Here is a 14,488-nt window from a genome sequence, read left to right as displayed (position 1 = left end):
GCCGGGGCCATTTTCATGGGGTGACGACGTGACGGGCCTGAAGGTCAACCTCAACATCAACGGCGCCATCGAGGCGTCCCGGGCGGCCTTCGAGGAGTTCGGGCCCAAGAAGTTCGCCCGCGCGATCCAGTTCAACCTGAACCGCGTCGTCATCGAGGGGGTGAACACCTTCCGGCGAACCATGCCGGCGGAGCTGCGGCATGCCACCCCGTTCACCCTCAAGGCCGTCCGTTACGAGCTCGACAAGACCGCCCTGAACAACGTCGCCAGCCTCGACAAGATCGTGTCGGCGGCGTTCGTGATGCCGCTCCAGACGACGTGGCTCAAGTACGCCCTCGGGGAGGAGAAGCGCCCAGCCAGCGACGTCGGCATCAAGGGGTACTTCCCGAACGAGAGGCAGATCTACTTGCCCAACGAGGCCGGCCTCCGGACGCAGGGGATTAAGCCCAACGCCAAGGGCAACTACAAGGCCAGCGACATGCGCCTGATCGGGCGTGCGATGGCCCGGAACTACAGCCGGGGCGACGGTGGCCGGTGGGGGGTGTTCGAGATTCGCAAGGGCGCGTCCGATCCGGCGAAGCTGGGCGTCGGCGTGCATGCCCGCCCCCCCGCGGGGCCTGGCGATGCAGACCAGCGAGCGCATCCGGGACAGCGTCCGGATGCGCAAGCCGACGCCCCGAAGACCCGGTTCACCGCGGCCGGCGGGCGCCAAGTCACGGTGTCGAGGGTCGTCAACCTCGACACCCCCCGGCTGCTGTTCCCCACCCAGCCGGACGCGACCTATAAGCCGGTGCTAACTCCCTCCTGGGAGGAAGCCTTCCAGGCCGCGGCGGCCAAGATGCCCAAGTACCTGGAGGAGGAAATCATCGACAAGCTCGATCACGCGCTGGCGAAGGCGCGCCGTCGGTAGGGCCCCGGGGAGACCCGAAGGACGGCTTCGCCGATACTGCCAAGCCCCTCGGTTGCCGGTGTTTTTGAACCAAACTGACGCGTTCGTGATCGTGCGCGTGTTTTCGTAACCTTCTCCCGTAGACGGATCCGGGCTCCAGGCATTCTGGACGATGGAACCTTCACTCGCCCCGAGCGTTATTGACGCCCCCCCCGACCCCGGATGACCGAGGGTCATCGGCGCCTGCCCGAGTTCAGCCTTGAGGCGCGCCGTCGCCTCGCGGCCCACCTCCGACCCGCGGTGTGCCGCCTCTCGACCGACGAGATCCGCCTCGCCCTCGGGGACGATCCGAAGAACGCCGGGCAGCTTCGCTGGGACGTGGCCGACATCCGCAGCGGCCGCCCGGAGCGGGCCGAGCGGATCGGCGAGAAGCAATTCTTCGCCTCCTGCGCGGGCCTCGGCGTCTGTCCGTGGAACGCCCTGTCCGGCGCTCCCGCCCCCACCCTCCCGGCACGGGTGCACTGATGCACCTCGGCGTTGACCCCGGCGGCAGCGGCGCTTGAGCCCTCCTCGATGCGAGGGGCTCCCTCGTCATGGCCGAGCACCTGCCCATCGACGCCGACGGCATCGTCGACGCCGCGGCGCTGATCGCCCGCTGGCGCGATCTCGGCATCGAGCGTGCCACCGTCGAGAAGGTCGGCCAGATCACCCGGATTAAGGGCTGGGCCATGGGCATCTCCGGCCGGTTCAACTTCGGCATGAACGCAGGCGTCCCCCGGTCCGTCCTGCAGGTCCTCGGCATCCCCTTCACCTACGTCGACCCGACGGACTGGAAGAAGGCCACAGGCGTCACAGCCGACAAGGCCACCTCGCTCGCCGCCGCCCGGTCGCTCTGGCCGGCCCACGCCGCCACGACCTTCAAGCGGGTCAAGGACAACGACCGCGCCGAGGCCGCGCTGATCGCCCGATACGGCCAGCGGACGCGGACCGCCCGGAGGGCCGCCTGATGCCCCTCGACTTCGCATTGTCCTCAATCGGGGACGAGACGGTACGGGCCGTGTCCGGCGGCCACGAGATCTCCGTCGCGATCCGCGTGCCCCGCATCGAGGGCGAGCGGATCTCCCGCTTCGTCACCGTCGCCGAGGTCCGGGAGACCTACGCCGGCTGGGGCACCGAGGCCTACCAAGCCGCGCACCTGCGGCTGCGCCGGGCCGCCCGGGACCGGCTGCGGGACCTGACAATCCAACATCAGCGCGAGGTGGATTGATGTCGTGGTCCCGCGACGCCGTCCGCCTGATCAGCCTCAACGTCGTTGCCGGGGCGCTCGCCCTGGCCGCGCCGCGTCCCGCCCGGGCGCCGTCGGTCCTGCGCCGGTCCCTAACCGAGCAGGAATCCCTCGACCTTCGCCTCGGTCGCCAGCGCCATGCCCGACGCATCGCCGCGGAGTGGACCGACCTCTCGAATGAGGACGTCGCCCGCGTCGCGATGGCCTGGCCAGCCAACTTCGCCGACGCCCCCCGAGGGGAAACACTGATGCTCACCGCCCTCAAGAACCTGCGCCCGGTTCACAACCTCGAAGCCGTCCTGCAGCGGGCGTGGTCGATCAAGTTCCTGCTGCTGGCGACGGTGCTCGATGCCGCGCAGGCCAGCGTCAGCTTCTTCTCGGGCTCCGAGCTCGTGACCCCGACGACCCTCAGCCTCTCGAACATGGGCCTGGCCGTCGCCGCGATGGTCGCCCGCTGCGTCGCCCAGCAGGGTGTCACCACCCCGACCGCGGCCGCCCCAGCCGGAGACGCCTGATGCTCGCTGGATTCCTCAGCGCCCTGCGCCGCCCCACCGCCGCGGTGATGATCGCGACCGCCCGTCCGACGGCGGCCGCCACCGTCCCCATGCGCCCGGCCATCGTCGCAGCGGCCCCCAGCGGTCGCAAGGTGTCGAAGCGGTTCATCGTCGGGTCCGCGGTGGCGACCCTGTCCATCGGGGTGATCACCCAGTTCGAGGGCGTCCGGACCACGGCCTACCGGGACAGCGTGGGAATCCCCACGGTCTGCATCGGGGAGACCAAGGGCGTCCGCAAGGGGGCAGACGTTCACCCTGGCCCAGTGCCAGGCCATGCTGGTCGAGCGTCTCGGCAACGACTTCGCCCCGGCCATCGAGCGCTGCATCACCCGGCCGATGGCGGACGACTTCTACGCGGCCGCGCTGAGCCTCTCCTACAACATCGGCACCAGCGGGCTCTGCAAGTCGAGCGTCGTGCGCCTCTACAACGCCGGCGACCGCCGCGCCGCCTGCAACGCCTTCCTCCTCTACGACAAGGCCAAGGGCCGCGTCCTCGCCGGGCTGGTCAAGCGTCGCCAGGCCGAGCGCGCCCTCTGCCTCAAGGGGATCTGAGCATGTGCGCGCTCGCCCCCCTCGTCATCGCGGCCGCTCTCGCCGGGCCCATGTGCATGCGCGCCGACGGCGACCGCATGCCGGAGGTCCTGCAGGCGCTGATCGGTGACGCCCGGGTCGAGCTCACCGCGTCCGATCCGCAGTTCGAGGCCGCCATCCGGGCGATCCACGTCCCGGCCGCGAAGCCGAAGCGGAGGGGCCGCCGGTGACCCAGATCGCCACCCACCTCTCGAATTTCGGGGGCCTCATCGCGAACGGCTGGGCCGCGTTCTCGCTCGCCGCGGCCCTGACCGGCATCGGCGGGATCGGCCTGATCCTACTCGGGCTCCTCACCACCGCCTACCTGCCGGCATGGATGCGCCGTCCCCTGATCGGGGCGGGCATCCTGCTGATCGCCGGCGCCGCGCTGTTCCAGGCCGGGCAGGCCCGCGGGGCCCATGAGGTGTTCGCCCTGCAGGCCGCGCGCAACCTGGAGGAAGCCAACCGCCAGGCCGCGGCCGCCGCGAAGATCTCGGCCGCCGACAGGGTCCGGGCCGACAAGGCCGACGTCGCGGCGAAGGCCTCCGCGTCCCGGTTTCGGGACCTGCAGCGCCACCTCGCCCGGACGCCCGACGGCGCCTGCGCGACCGACGACGACGCCCGCCGCTTGAGGGACCTGTGATGCGCGGTCCCCTCGCCACCCTCGCGCTGGTCGCCTGCCTCGCCCTCGGGGCCTGCGGCCGCGGCGAGCTCGACGTCTCGGCCCGGGCCGCCCTGCCGCCGATCCCCGACGACCTGGCGGCCTGCTTTTCCAAGGCCTTCCCGGAGATCCCATCGCTGGCCTTCGGCCGGCGCGAGGCGGTCCGGATCATGGCCGACGCGAAACTGCTCGACCGGGCCAAGGCCAACTGCGGCGAGCGTGCCCTCAACTGGATGAAGGACGTCCGCGCGGCGTTCGGGAGACCGACGTCATGAGTTCCGGACCTGCCCCCGCGCCCCCCTCGTCGGATCACGAGATCCGCATCGCCCGCACCGAGGCCGGCCTCGCCGCCCTGGGGCAGGACGTCCGCGACCTGGTCGGAGCCGTCCGGGGCATCGCCGACAAGATGGATGCGAACCACACCGCGTTCTTCGACGCGCTGGCCAAGAAGGGGCAGACGAACTGGACCTTAATCGTGGCCATCGCCAGCGTCGCGATGACGGGGATGGTCTACCTCGGGTCGCAGTGGCGCGAGCCGATCACCCAGCGCCAGGAGGCGCTGGCCAGCGAGATCGCCGCCCTCCGCCAGGCCGTCGTGCCCCGCGCCGAGGTGCAGGGCCTCGTCCGTCAGGGCGAGCGCGACAACGACCTGATCAGGACCCGGATCGAGAGGTTCGAGGCCCGGATCTCCAAGGAGGTCGAGCGCCTCAACGGGACCGTCTACGTCCCCGCCTGGAGCAAGCGGTCATGACCCGCGCCGCGGCCGCCGTCCTCGCCCTGATGCTGGCGACGCCGGCCGCCGCGGCGTGCCGGACCGTCCCGGAGACCATCGCGGTCCTCCGGGCTCCCCTCCCGGGGCATGCCTTTGTCGGCGAGGTCCCGGCCGCCGTCGGGCCCGCGGTGGCGGCCTGGCTGGAATTCGAGGGCCTGCCGGTTGCCGGGGCGACCCGGTTCGTCCATGTCGCCGGGGACCGCGGCATCGCCTTGATCCCGGTCGACGGGGACCGGGTCTGCGACGGGGCGCCGGCCTTCCAACTCATCGGGGACAAGGCGCGCGAGCTCGCAGCCTTCATCCGTCGGTTCCGCGAGCTCAGGGGCTTCGGCCCGGAGTACGCCGCATGACCACCTCCGAGCGCTCCCTCCTCCGGGCCGAGATCGCCCTGCTCAAGAGCATGTCCCCGACGAAGGGCCCGGCGCTCCGGTACCGCGAGGACGACTGGAAGCTGGCCCTCGCCAAGATCTCGCACCGGCTGACGTACGCACCCTACAGGCGGGACCGGTGAGCGACCTGCACGTCACGCCGTCGGCCGCCAAGGTCGCCGACCTGGTGGATTCGGGCGGCTGGTCGTTCGCCGTCGAGCGCTGGGGCTGGATGTCCCCGGACCGCCTGAGGCAACTGGCGAACGAGGGGCGCCGCGCGGCGGGACGCGTCCGATCATCCGTCCGGACCAACGGGTCCCACAACCTGGTGAACATCCGCTGGGACGGCGCCGAGATCTCGATGGCGGTCCTGCCGGTGCCAGTCGCCGCGGCCGCGCTGGGGCTGACCGCTGCCACGGTCACCCGCGGGACGGCATGACGTGGCCTACCGGAAGACGCGCACCCTCGTGGACGAGGAGATCGAGGCCGGCATCGCGGCCGCCGGTTCCCTCATCGCCTACGCCCGGCTGAAGGGCGTCACCCCGTCCCTGGTGAGCCAGCGCCTGTCCCGGGTGCGGATCGCCCGAGGGGAGAGCGAGCCCTGGAACCTGTCCTGGGACGACAAGCTGCGGCCCCAGCCAGCCCGCGCCCAGATCCAGCGCCTGCTCGATTACGAGGGGTCCGACGGGCCCGCGATCTGCAGGGAGCGGTGGGGCGCGGGACCGGCCTACCTGATGAAGCGAGCCCGGGCCTGAAGGGACTGCCGTCAGGTCGCCGAGGTCTGAAAACGCCACGCAACAAAAACGTAGTCAAGCCGCCGTTGCTATACCCGGCGCCTGTTTCCGTTGGTGGCACAGGCCCTTAGCTTTTCAGGGGCACCCGACCGCCGGCATGGCCACCCCCGCCCGGGCCGCCTAGATGTCCCCTCCGGGCGACCCCGAAAATAGTTGGTGAAAACCGCGTTTTCCCGCTTTTTCGGGTTGCGCCTTGCCCGTTGCACACACGTGCGCACACCGTGGCACGCCGCATGCCGACGTCATGCCACCCCGGATCAGTCGCCCGAGGATAGCTGCCCGGTCCCGTTGCGGGGGCACTCGGGACCGGTCCACTCGGAATGCAGGTCGAGGGCGTCCGGCGCCGACCGGTCCTGCAGGATGATGTACGCGCCCTTCCGCCCGTCGGCGAGCTCGTACGATCCGCCGAACCACGGGGATACCCCCCGCGATCCCGTCCCGTGCCCGACGACCTCGGTGAGGACGCGCCCGGTGCCGACCTGATGGACGCCGCACCGGACCGTGACGACCCATGTAGCCGCCGTGCCGGGGACGGCATCGACGTAGCCGAAGCGCTCCCGCCCCGGGCCCGCCGGCACCGTCAGGGCGAACGAGAACCCCTCGCTCTCCAGGGGATGCAGCACCTCGGCGGCCGCGGCGGTCGTGATCAGCATCAGGGTGAGGATAGCGAGGACGCTACGCATGGGATGGCTCCTTGTTGTCGAGGACGGCCCAGCACGAGCCGTCGGGCTCGAAGCCGACGACGACCGCGCTGGTGACGATTTCGTTGGTGTCGCGGCGCCGGAATCCGGCCTCCGTCGGCCGGTAGCCGACCCGGATCGCCGAGGGCGGCCGCGGTCCGTCGGAGAGGACCCCGACGACCCAAGCATGCACGTCCCGGTCGCCGGTCCTGATCACGCGCAGCCGGGCGGATTCGCCGGCGTGGAACCGGCAGCCATGCAGGACGAGGTCCGTCCGCCGGTCGATCACGAGGCCGCTCTGGCGCAGGGACCAGACCCGCGTGGTCCGGTTCCAGTAGACGTGGACCCGATCAGAGCGAGACACCGCACCGCTCCATCCGCGGGAGGGGCGCGAACAACATCGCCACGGCCTCGGTCTCCAGGGCCATCCGGAGGGCCTCCTCGTCGCCGAGGCGGCCCTTGGCGGCGAGGGTGGCGATCCGGTCGATCCGGAAAGCACAGGCAAGGGCCACGATCCCGCAGACCCGGCGCGAGCCCCAGAGGGCTCGGACGCGGGCCCGGATCGCCGGGAGGGTCTCACGCTGCATCGGAGACCTCCTCGGTGACGAGGGCGATCCGCTCGGCGATGACTTCGCCGACAGCGAAGGCATCGGCCGGGTCGAGCTCGCGACCGATGGTCAAGCGCATCACGTGGAACTGGAGATCGCGCAGGGCGCTCAGGGAGGGGTTCTCGTTTTCCATGATCGCCTCCCTCACATCCGGGTCGCCAGGGCCTCACGGCCCGCCACGATGGTCTCGCAAAGCCGTCGGACCTTGCGCACGCTGCCCCCGTCGAAATGCTGTTCGATCAGGGCTTCCTCATCTCCGTCGAGGTCTGGGAGCCAGTGCTCGTCCAGGCCGCGCTCGGACCGGATCTCCGCCATGATGCCGCGAACGAGGACGGGGAGGTCCTCGCGCCGGGGGGTCGGCATGGAGAAGGTCCGGAAACGGTCGACCAGCGCGCCATGGTCCTTCCGCAGGCCGGAGAGGTCGTTGGCCGTCGCGATCCACGAGATCCCCGACAGGTCGACCGGGTGCTCCACGTAGGGGTCGAAGAAGCTCTGCGGGTCGGCCGTTAGCGTTAGGAGGCCGTCGAGCATGGACCCATTCTGCCTGCCCGATGCAGCCTTCTCGATCTCGTCCAGGACGATGACCGCGCACGCCATGCCGAGGCGCTTCAGGAGCTGCAGCGGGACGCAGGCACGACCGGTCCCCCACTGGCGCGATGTGCCATTTAGGGACGAATCGCTGACGCCGCCGCAGGAGATGATTTGCCATCCCAGCCCGAGGACCTCGGCCAGCCTGCGGGCCAGCCTGGTCTTGCCCGATCCCGGCGGCCCGACGATCAGGATGGGACGCAGGTGGACGTGCGGCCGCCCGGCGAGGTCCCGCAGCACCGCGTCGACGATGTCGGCGGCGTAGGGGAACTCGGCGACGAGGATCTCCCGCGCCCGGGCGAGGTCGGGCACGCGGATGAGCGGCCAGCGCCGGCCGGCGAAGGGTGCCCACTCGGACCGGGCCGACGTCGAGCTCGTCGAGTTCGAGCCGCCGATGCGGTCCTCGCCGGACTTGGCCGTCCCGGGCAGGTGATCCGTCGTCGCCAGGATCATCAGCGACGGGCCGCTGTCGATCCTGGCGGCCTCGATCTTGGCGAGGCCTGCCTTGGCCTTCGCCGCGGTCGCCCACGCCGGCTCGGCCGGGGCTAGCGTGCCGGTGAAGGCCCGGCGTCCCAGGTCGATGCATTCGCGGACGTAGAGGGTCGGGCCGCCGCCCGGGCGCCACTCCTGGAAGCGCCAGGGTTCCTTCATGAAAAGGCTCGCCCCGACGGCGCAGTAGAGCAGGTTGTCCTCGCCGCGCTGGCGGAGGCGGGCATGGCGCCACGCCACGTCGGGGAAGGCCTCCCGCGCCCTCTGGTCGCCCATGTCGGCGAGCAGGATCGTGGACTCGTCGAGGAGATCGAGCTCAGGACCTTCTTCGAGGCCGAGATCCAGATCCGCGTCGATGGCGGTGTGGGCGCGGGTGATCCGGTCGAGGACCTCCTCGGCCTCGATCAGGCTGTCGCGGAACCTGATCTCGGCCGTGGCCACGTCGGGCGTGCCGCTGATGCAGGTGTTGGCTGCCTTCCAGAGCCCCCGGACGATCTCGTAGAACGGCGCCGATCCCCCGCACTGAGCGAGCATGACCTCGCGGCCCTCTGTGAGGATCGCGGGGCAGATCGACAGGATCGTCGACTGGATCTGGCGGGCGTGGCTGGCGCGATGGGGAGGCTGGCCGCGGAGCAGGTCGCTCAGGCGCGCGGCGCCCTCCACTGTGCGTGGAGACTTCTTCATGTCGGTCACTCCGGGGGAGATGAGATCCGCAGCGCCGGTCGAGTGACCTGACGCCTCAGTGGGTGCCGACCGTAGGCCCGTCGGGTTAAGAATTCGTTTCGAGATCCCCGCCGCGCGACTGTGCCTGCACTCGGGCCTTGCGCATCGTATAGAGCAGGTCGACGGCTTGGATCAGGCGACCCTGGACCTGGTCCATCAGGAGCTCACGAGACGGATTGGAGCGCGGCCGGACGGTCCCCGTCTTGAGCGCGTCGTCGTCGTGGACACGGGCTATCCCGCACAGGAAATCGCCGATGGCCCGGGGATAGGGCTGCGACGAGGCCTCCGCCATGAACTTCAGCGCCCACGCCGGCAGCCCGAATTTCCAGACGCGATCCTTCGAGCAAGAGCGCCGGTTGAGGCCGGTCGCGACGGAAAGGGGCCCGCTCCACTCCGATCCCCACAGCGCCTCGCAGGCCTCGTCGATGGCCTCCTTCAGGGCGTCGGCGATCTGGGCATGGGTCATCTCGATGCCGTCGGCCGTGGGGATGCGGGCGTAGTATGTGAGCGGCCGCCCATCGATGGTGCCTACGGCGATCCCGCCGTCGACGGGCTGGGGCATGGGGCGAAGGTCGATGCGCATGGCGTGGGGCCCTTGATTCGTGCGGAAGGGCGGCCCCCGGAGAGGACCGCCCTTGGATGGAATGGGTATGGTGAGGTGGCGTCAGGCGTTCGGGAAGCGGACCTCCAGGACACGGCCGGACCAGTCGGTGTCGACCTGCAGGACCTCGTCCATGCTGCTCGCGCCGCCGGCGAGGAACTCGGACAGGGTCGATGAGGAACGGGCCGGGGCGCGGGCGACCTCGCGGGCGATCTTCGCCAGAACCTCCTCCGGGGTACGGACCCCGACGGACCTGAACCCGGTGAACCGGTTGGAGGTCACGACGAGCTCGTCCCAGACGCCCGACGTGTCGCGGTAGACGATGCGCTTGCCGGCGAGATCGCCGAGGCACTCGACGAGATCGCCGATGACGCTCTCGGCATCGTTCGTGACGGTGCGCCCCTTGTTGAGGTCGGTGATCAGGATGACGTCGCCGCGGGTCTCGCGGGTGTACGTCGCCCGCTCGTGGCCGAAGAGGTCCTGCTGCCGATCGCCGATGGTCCGCATCTTCGCGGTGATCCGGCAGACGGGGCCGAAGCCGACCGCGACGGACAGCGGGTCGGTGAGGGGCTTGCCGCAGATCCTGCAGGCGTCGTTCTTGGGGATGCTGGTCATTGTGAAAGGTCCTGATGGCCTGCGCCTGGCCTGTGCCGGGCGTGTGGGAGACGGTAGGAAGCGGGATCAGCGCGGGACGATGGTGTAGGCGTCGTCGGTCTGCACGAGGGCGTGCGTCTCGTCCCACGACCACGTCGCCAGCACGTCGTCGCGCTTGATCTCGACGTGCTCGCCGCCGAACGTCGGCAGGTCCTGGAAGTCGAGCCCGCCGTGTTCGGGGTCGATGAGGGACTCGTCGCAGGCCTTCACGTAATCCTCGACGGCGTCCCACAGCGCGGTCAGCGTCTTGGCGGCGGCAGCCTTGGCGACGGCATCGGCGACCGGGTCGACGATCAGGTCGATGCTGCCGATGTCCTCGCGGGAGACGCCCCCGATGGCGAGCGAGTTCTCGATGGCCTCGGCGGGGGTGTTGCCGAGCGCGAGGGCATAGGTGGCCTCGTGCGGCCAGGCGACGTACTGCCCCGGCATGACCTCGTCGCCGAACTGCCGGCGCGCGTCCTTGATGTGCATGGTGTCCATGATGCGGTCCTTCGTGGCCTGCGCCTCCGGCCTGTGCCGGTGACAATGTCCATTATGGTGGACACAAAGTGAATTGCAAGCCCCGAAACGAAGAAGGCCCCGCCAACTGGCAGGGCCTGTCTTGGTATGCCCCCCGGAGTGTGGGGGAGGTGTCGGTCGCCCCAAGCGCGAGGGGGACAGCCCAGTTTGCCCCCATGTGGAGGGGAAATCGCGTTGACCGCGGCACATGCGGTCAAGGGTGGTTTGCCCCCTCGTGGAGGGGAGAACCGAGAGCGCGCAACCGCAGCTCGACACGTCTGGTTTGCCCCCCAAGTGCCGGGGGAACGATGATGAGGTAGGCACCCCATCCCCATCCCGTCAAGAGCGCTCTCCTATGCGAATCGACGGTTTTCCATACCATCCACAGGATGCGCCGCGTGGCGCCGGGGCCTGCGTGTGCGGGCCGAGTTGGAGGGGTCCCCGGCCAGGTGCAGGGGGCCCCTTCGGATTCCTGGAGGGGGGATCATGGAGACGGGCGAGATCATCGACATGGCGCGGAAGGTCGCCACGCTCAGCCAGGGTGAGGTCGCCTTCTTCGAAGGTTCGGTCCGCAGCATCAGGGCCGAGCGGGCCCTGGCGGAGGAGGAGCGGATCGCCGCGCTGCGGGCCCTGTCCGATCACGCCGCCATCGACGCGGTGATCGAGCGGACCGTCGAGTACCCGGAGCGATGGGACAGCACCGATGTTTTGGAGGAGCTCCGCCACGCCGGGTTCGTCCGAGAGGAGCCGAAGCAACGGATCAGCTTCGTCTTCCCCGGGGGGCATTCCATCGAGGTCTTCGGCACGAGGGAGGATCTCGGCTGCGTGAAGGACCACCTCCGCGATGCCGTACCGGGCATCGCCTGCAGCAAGGGGGCCTGACCATGGAAAAGCGTGAAGCCGCCGTCGTCATCGAGGCCGTCTCCCACCACCTTGGCTGGTGCGGTTGCGGAGCACCATGGGCCGCTGCCGACTGGCTACGTCGAGCTCTGGAGGCGCACCCGGCTTGGGAGAAGGAGTCCCAGCAGGGAGCGGTCTGGGGAGAGGGTCATGGCCGCGCCTACGTCCTCCGTTACATGCTCGACCATGCCGCCCTAACCGAGCACGGTGGGTCCGTCGGAGGGGCCTGGCTTACCGAACGCGGCGAGCGGGTGCTGGCCGCCCTGCAGGTTCCAGGCGCCATCGAGGAATGGAGCGAGAGCCACGACCTCTACGAAGAGGCCGAGGCCATCACCGACCACTGGCGCGGTTGGGGCCACGGCGGTCCGGATTGCACCAGGTTCTGAGGAAGGGGGGAGCATGACCACGCCCTGGAAGGATCGCACCTTCACCAACGCGCCGCCCCTGACCCTGATCGAGGACGCCGCGGCTCTGACCGCCGAGTGGCAGGCCGTGCAGGCGGCCACCCTGACGCCCGATCAGGTCCGCGCCGTCAATCGGTGGGCGCACATCGAGGCCTTCGGCGAGGAGCCCCAAGCCGGGGAGCCCATCGATTGCAGGAGGTCGTTCCCCGGCCGGGTGATCACGCTTTAGGGCAGCAAGGACGTCTGGGCGCCCGGGTCCGTGTCCTTGGTCGGGGCCGGGTACCAGCGCTCCGAGGCAACGTGCGCCCGGGGCACGTCCCAGCCTTCCCGGATCAGGGCGTCCCGGCGCCGGTTCATCGCCTCGATGACGGCGCGGGCCTCGTCATGGGCCTCCGCGGATTCCTTCAGGCCCCAAAGCGTCTCGTCCGAAATGCCCGTGACCTCGCCGTACAGCTCCGCGAGCCGGTGCCGGCTGCAGGGCAAGCCCTCGGTGACGCTGCCCCACTCTCCCGCGGTGCATAGCCTGTCCGTGCGGAAGACCCCGAGATCCTCTAGGAGATCCCGCATCTCGTCCTCGCTCGGAGGGCCCGTCCTGTGGCTCCTGGCGCTCATCCCGTGGTTGCCGAGGCTGTCGTGCCAACCTGAGAGTTCCTCCCTCTCGCCGTCCGCGAGGATCATCTGCTCGGCGAGGTAGGCACGTTCCTCGCCGGTGAACGCCGCGAAGACGAAGTCGCCGACCGGCCGGAGCGACGAGCGGTCGTCCGGCGAACGGCTCCCCTTCTTGTGGGGAGGCTTGCCCTTCGGCGTCAGCATCATGCGGTCGAGGGCCGCCTTGAGCCGCTGCATCTCGGCGCCACGGCGCTGGAGGTCCTCGGGGGTCGAGACTTCGGCGCGGGCCGCCACGAGCAGGGCCTCCTTCTCGTCGTCGATGGGATGCCTCTCGTGACGGGACAGGGGATGGTACCGCAGGTCCTCCTCCAAGAGCGGCCGCGACAGACGCTCCAGCGTCCTCCGGGGCCTGCTCGGGCGATCCGAGGCGGGGGCCTGGGGGGCGGACTCCTCCCTGTCGTCACCGTATTTCCGGCACGCCTCGCAAGCGTCCTCGAAATCATCGAGCATGAGGGTGAAGGTCTTGGCCCGGAAATCCCCGCCACGGTGCAGGTCGTACTGCGCATCGAGCCAGGGGATGCCCTTGATGACGGACAGGGCGTGGCCCAGGACGCTTCGCTCCGCCGGGTCGGCCTCAGGCCAGACCCCGTAGACCACGTCGGCATCAGCAAAAGTCTGCAGGATCACGCCCAGGAAATTCTGGCCTCCGAAGAGTGTATCAGTGGTCCTCACGCCCTTTTCGATGTGCTCCCGCATCTCGTCCTCGGACACCGTCTCCAGGTCGTATCTGATCATGCCTGCCCCCGTGATTGGGGGCACCATGCCTGGGAGAGCTTCGGATTTGCCTAAGGCGATCCGATCAAATGCGACGGGTCTCTCCACGAATCGACGGGTTTCCATACACTGGTCGGGAGCGCCCCCGCAGGAACCCGCATGTCCGACCGCCAGGCCAAGCCGCCGAACAAGCCCAGCGAGTTCTGGTGGGTCGAGTGGTGCGAGGGCATGCCCCCGGAGCCGGCACGCATCGGCTTCGAGGGCGACAGCCCCGCCAACATCGAGGAGATCGGCGGCTACACGCAGCCCCTCCGCGACCGCACCGTGCGCCTGATCGAGCGGGTGCTCCCGGCCGGGCGCGCCGCGGCCGCCATCGATAGGCTGGGGGAGATTGCTGGCGAGGTGTGGCCTTGGCGCATTGTGGAGGAGATCTCCGCCATCCTGCAGGTCGAGGATACCCAGTCGTGAAGCGCGCCCTGTACCTACGTCCCGCCGCCGTCGACCTCACGGGTCTCGACGGCGCCCTGAGGGCTTGGCTCCAATCCGAGGGCATCGAGCCGGTAGAGGCGGCCCCGTACGACCTTGTGGCCTACCTGCCGTATAACGACGGGGGAGACTACTACCACGCCGACGTCTCCCCCGGCATGGCGACCGCGTTAGTCGAGGCTATCGGCGGCGGCATCGAGGTCTGTCGCATCCGCCTTCGCGAGACCACCACGAGTTGGGCCTGCGAGGTCGACCGCGAGAACGACTACAGGGTGCTAGAATCCGCGGCCCTCGCATGGGAACCCGACGGCTATGGCGGCAGGCCGACGCTCGCCATCATGACGCCACGCGAGGTGGAGGGGGCGGAACGGGAGATCAGCGCCGAGGATCAGTTGAGTTGGCGCGACCTCGGCACGGTGTGGTCACCGCCTCCGTCCAAGCCCGCCCACTCTCCCGCCCCGGGGATGCCCTTCCTCCGGGCATCAGTCGGCAAGATCACCTACGGTTCCAAGGAAGCCCGTGACGTCGAGGTGTCCTTCTCCGTTAAACCGGAGCCCCTGCCATAAGCGACCGCACGCCCG

At 69.8% G+C, this 14,488-nt stretch carries 28 protein-coding genes; 19 read left to right on the top strand and 9 right to left on the bottom strand.

From position 1 onward, the window contains the following. Positions 1 to 28 precede the first annotated feature (28 nt). The 14 genes from FVA80_RS13600 (at position 29) to FVA80_RS13540 (ending at position 5,854) form a co-directional block, all read left to right on the top strand. On the top strand, positions 29 to 910 hold the full coding sequence (locus FVA80_RS13600; RefSeq protein WP_147907717.1) for a hypothetical protein: 882 nt from the start codon (positions 29 to 31) through the stop codon (positions 908 to 910). Between the two features lie 201 nt (positions 911 to 1,111). Further along, the gene (locus FVA80_RS13595; RefSeq protein WP_147907718.1) at positions 1,112 to 1,414 is read left to right on the top strand and encodes a hypothetical protein; all 303 of its coding nucleotides are present in this window, start codon (positions 1,112 to 1,114) and stop codon (positions 1,412 to 1,414) included. A gap of 68 nt (positions 1,415 to 1,482) precedes the next feature. Continuing rightward, positions 1,483 to 1,896 carry a hypothetical protein gene (locus FVA80_RS13590; RefSeq protein ID WP_147907719.1) on the top strand — a complete coding sequence of 138 codons (414 nt, stop codon included), beginning with the start codon at positions 1,483 to 1,485 and terminating at the stop codon, positions 1,894 to 1,896. Then, positions 1,896 to 2,156: a hypothetical protein gene (locus tag FVA80_RS13585; protein ID WP_147907720.1), complete on the top strand. Its 261-nt coding sequence runs from the start codon at positions 1,896 to 1,898 to the stop codon at positions 2,154 to 2,156. Before FVA80_RS13590 ends, FVA80_RS13585 begins: the two co-directional genes overlap by 1 nt. Continuing rightward, complete coding sequence (locus tag FVA80_RS13580) at positions 2,156 to 2,689, top strand: hypothetical protein (RefSeq protein WP_147907721.1); 534 nt, start codon at positions 2,156 to 2,158, stop codon at positions 2,687 to 2,689. The genes FVA80_RS13585 and FVA80_RS13580 overlap by 1 nt, the downstream gene beginning before the upstream one ends. 312 nt (positions 2,690 to 3,001) lie before the next feature. Further along, positions 3,002 to 3,280 carry a glycoside hydrolase family protein gene (locus FVA80_RS31260; protein ID WP_246692393.1) on the top strand — a complete coding sequence of 93 codons (279 nt, stop codon included), beginning with the start codon at positions 3,002 to 3,004 and terminating at the stop codon, positions 3,278 to 3,280. 2 nt (positions 3,281 to 3,282) lie between these two features. Further along, positions 3,283 to 3,489 carry a hypothetical protein gene (locus FVA80_RS13570; protein WP_147907722.1) on the top strand — a complete coding sequence of 69 codons (207 nt, stop codon included), beginning with the start codon at positions 3,283 to 3,285 and terminating at the stop codon, positions 3,487 to 3,489. Then, positions 3,486 to 3,941: a hypothetical protein gene (locus tag FVA80_RS13565; protein WP_147907723.1), complete on the top strand. Its 456-nt coding sequence runs from the start codon at positions 3,486 to 3,488 to the stop codon at positions 3,939 to 3,941. The genes FVA80_RS13570 and FVA80_RS13565 overlap by 4 nt, the downstream gene beginning before the upstream one ends. Continuing rightward, entirely contained in the window at positions 3,941 to 4,234 is a 294-nt protein-coding gene (locus FVA80_RS13560; RefSeq protein WP_147907724.1) for a hypothetical protein, read from the top strand. Before FVA80_RS13565 ends, FVA80_RS13560 begins: the two co-directional genes overlap by 1 nt. Then, on the top strand, positions 4,231 to 4,710 hold the full coding sequence (locus tag FVA80_RS13555; protein ID WP_147907725.1) for a hypothetical protein: 480 nt from the start codon (positions 4,231 to 4,233) through the stop codon (positions 4,708 to 4,710). The genes FVA80_RS13560 and FVA80_RS13555 overlap by 4 nt, the downstream gene beginning before the upstream one ends. Then, on the top strand, positions 4,707 to 5,081 hold the full coding sequence (locus tag FVA80_RS13550) for a hypothetical protein (protein ID WP_147907726.1): 375 nt from the start codon (positions 4,707 to 4,709) through the stop codon (positions 5,079 to 5,081). The genes FVA80_RS13555 and FVA80_RS13550 overlap by 4 nt, the downstream gene beginning before the upstream one ends. Continuing rightward, positions 5,078 to 5,242: a hypothetical protein gene (locus FVA80_RS30530; protein ID WP_187193674.1), complete on the top strand. Its 165-nt coding sequence runs from the start codon at positions 5,078 to 5,080 to the stop codon at positions 5,240 to 5,242. The genes FVA80_RS13550 and FVA80_RS30530 overlap by 4 nt, the downstream gene beginning before the upstream one ends. Then, the gene (locus tag FVA80_RS13545; RefSeq protein ID WP_147907727.1) at positions 5,239 to 5,538 is read left to right on the top strand and encodes a hypothetical protein; all 300 of its coding nucleotides are present in this window, start codon (positions 5,239 to 5,241) and stop codon (positions 5,536 to 5,538) included. Before FVA80_RS30530 ends, FVA80_RS13545 begins: the two co-directional genes overlap by 4 nt. Position 5,539: 1 nt before the next feature. After that, positions 5,540 to 5,854, top strand: coding sequence for a hypothetical protein (locus FVA80_RS13540; RefSeq protein ID WP_147907728.1), 315 nt, complete (start codon positions 5,540 to 5,542; stop codon positions 5,852 to 5,854). Between the two features lie 296 nt (positions 5,855 to 6,150). On the opposite strand, the gene FVA80_RS13535 is transcribed toward FVA80_RS13540, so the two are convergent. The 8 genes from FVA80_RS13535 to FVA80_RS13505 form a co-directional block, all read right to left on the bottom strand. Further along, a complete protein-coding gene (locus FVA80_RS13535; protein WP_147907729.1) occupies positions 6,151 to 6,576 on the bottom strand; it encodes a hypothetical protein in 426 nt (141 codons plus the stop codon). Next, complete coding sequence (locus FVA80_RS13530; RefSeq protein WP_147907730.1) at positions 6,569 to 6,937, bottom strand: hypothetical protein; 369 nt, start codon at positions 6,935 to 6,937, stop codon at positions 6,569 to 6,571. Before FVA80_RS13530 ends, FVA80_RS13535 begins: the two co-directional genes overlap by 8 nt. Continuing rightward, complete coding sequence (locus FVA80_RS13525) at positions 6,924 to 7,160, bottom strand: hypothetical protein (protein WP_147907731.1); 237 nt, start codon at positions 7,158 to 7,160, stop codon at positions 6,924 to 6,926. The genes FVA80_RS13530 and FVA80_RS13525 overlap by 14 nt, the downstream gene beginning before the upstream one ends. Further along, positions 7,150 to 7,314, bottom strand: a complete 165-nt coding sequence (locus FVA80_RS30525) for a hypothetical protein (protein WP_187193673.1) — start codon at positions 7,312 to 7,314, stop codon at positions 7,150 to 7,152. The genes FVA80_RS13525 and FVA80_RS30525 overlap by 11 nt, the downstream gene beginning before the upstream one ends. 11 nt (positions 7,315 to 7,325) lie before the next feature. Continuing rightward, positions 7,326 to 8,942, bottom strand: a complete 1,617-nt coding sequence (locus FVA80_RS13520) for an AAA family ATPase (RefSeq protein ID WP_147907732.1) — start codon at positions 8,940 to 8,942, stop codon at positions 7,326 to 7,328. Between the two features lie 85 nt (positions 8,943 to 9,027). Then, complete coding sequence (locus FVA80_RS13515) at positions 9,028 to 9,543, bottom strand: hypothetical protein (protein WP_147907733.1); 516 nt, start codon at positions 9,541 to 9,543, stop codon at positions 9,028 to 9,030. Positions 9,544 to 9,645: 102 nt separating this feature from the next. Next, positions 9,646 to 10,197: a DUF6011 domain-containing protein gene (locus FVA80_RS13510; protein ID WP_147907734.1), complete on the bottom strand. Its 552-nt coding sequence runs from the start codon at positions 10,195 to 10,197 to the stop codon at positions 9,646 to 9,648. Between the two features lie 66 nt (positions 10,198 to 10,263). Beyond that, positions 10,264 to 10,716, bottom strand: a complete 453-nt coding sequence (locus FVA80_RS13505) for a hypothetical protein (protein WP_147907735.1) — start codon at positions 10,714 to 10,716, stop codon at positions 10,264 to 10,266. 504 nt (positions 10,717 to 11,220) lie between these two features. Here FVA80_RS13505 and FVA80_RS13500 point away from each other — a divergent pair. The 3 genes from FVA80_RS13500 to FVA80_RS13490 are packed head-to-tail and all read left to right on the top strand — an operon-like array spanning position 11,221 to position 12,267. Then, positions 11,221 to 11,616, top strand: coding sequence for a hypothetical protein (locus FVA80_RS13500; protein WP_147907736.1), 396 nt, complete (start codon positions 11,221 to 11,223; stop codon positions 11,614 to 11,616). Between the two features lie 2 nt (positions 11,617 to 11,618). After that, on the top strand, positions 11,619 to 12,020 hold the full coding sequence (locus FVA80_RS13495) for a hypothetical protein (RefSeq protein ID WP_147907737.1): 402 nt from the start codon (positions 11,619 to 11,621) through the stop codon (positions 12,018 to 12,020). 13 nt (positions 12,021 to 12,033) lie between these two features. Continuing rightward, complete coding sequence (locus tag FVA80_RS13490; RefSeq protein WP_147907738.1) at positions 12,034 to 12,267, top strand: hypothetical protein; 234 nt, start codon at positions 12,034 to 12,036, stop codon at positions 12,265 to 12,267. Here the strand turns inward: FVA80_RS13490 and FVA80_RS13485 are convergent. After that, positions 12,264 to 13,442 carry a hypothetical protein gene (locus FVA80_RS13485; protein WP_147907739.1) on the bottom strand — a complete coding sequence of 393 codons (1,179 nt, stop codon included), beginning with the start codon at positions 13,440 to 13,442 and terminating at the stop codon, positions 12,264 to 12,266. The two genes, FVA80_RS13490 and FVA80_RS13485, sit on opposite strands and share 4 nt — an antisense overlap. 138 nt (positions 13,443 to 13,580) lie before the next feature. On the opposite strand from FVA80_RS13485, the gene FVA80_RS13480 reads away from it, so the two are divergent. Both FVA80_RS13480 and FVA80_RS13475 read left to right on the top strand, forming a co-directional pair. Further along, positions 13,581 to 13,889, top strand: a complete 309-nt coding sequence (locus FVA80_RS13480) for a hypothetical protein (protein WP_147907740.1) — start codon at positions 13,581 to 13,583, stop codon at positions 13,887 to 13,889. After that, on the top strand, positions 13,886 to 14,473 hold the full coding sequence (locus FVA80_RS13475; protein ID WP_147907741.1) for a hypothetical protein: 588 nt from the start codon (positions 13,886 to 13,888) through the stop codon (positions 14,471 to 14,473). Before FVA80_RS13480 ends, FVA80_RS13475 begins: the two co-directional genes overlap by 4 nt. Positions 14,474 to 14,488: the final 15 nt, after the last annotated feature.

Origin of the sequence: Methylobacterium sp. WL1 (assembly GCF_008000895.1) — a bacterium.
Classification (GTDB): Bacteria; Pseudomonadota; Alphaproteobacteria; order Rhizobiales; family Beijerinckiaceae; genus Methylobacterium.
The sequence above is the reverse complement of the archived record's forward strand: the minus strand, read 5'-3'. Positions and strand labels throughout refer to the sequence as shown.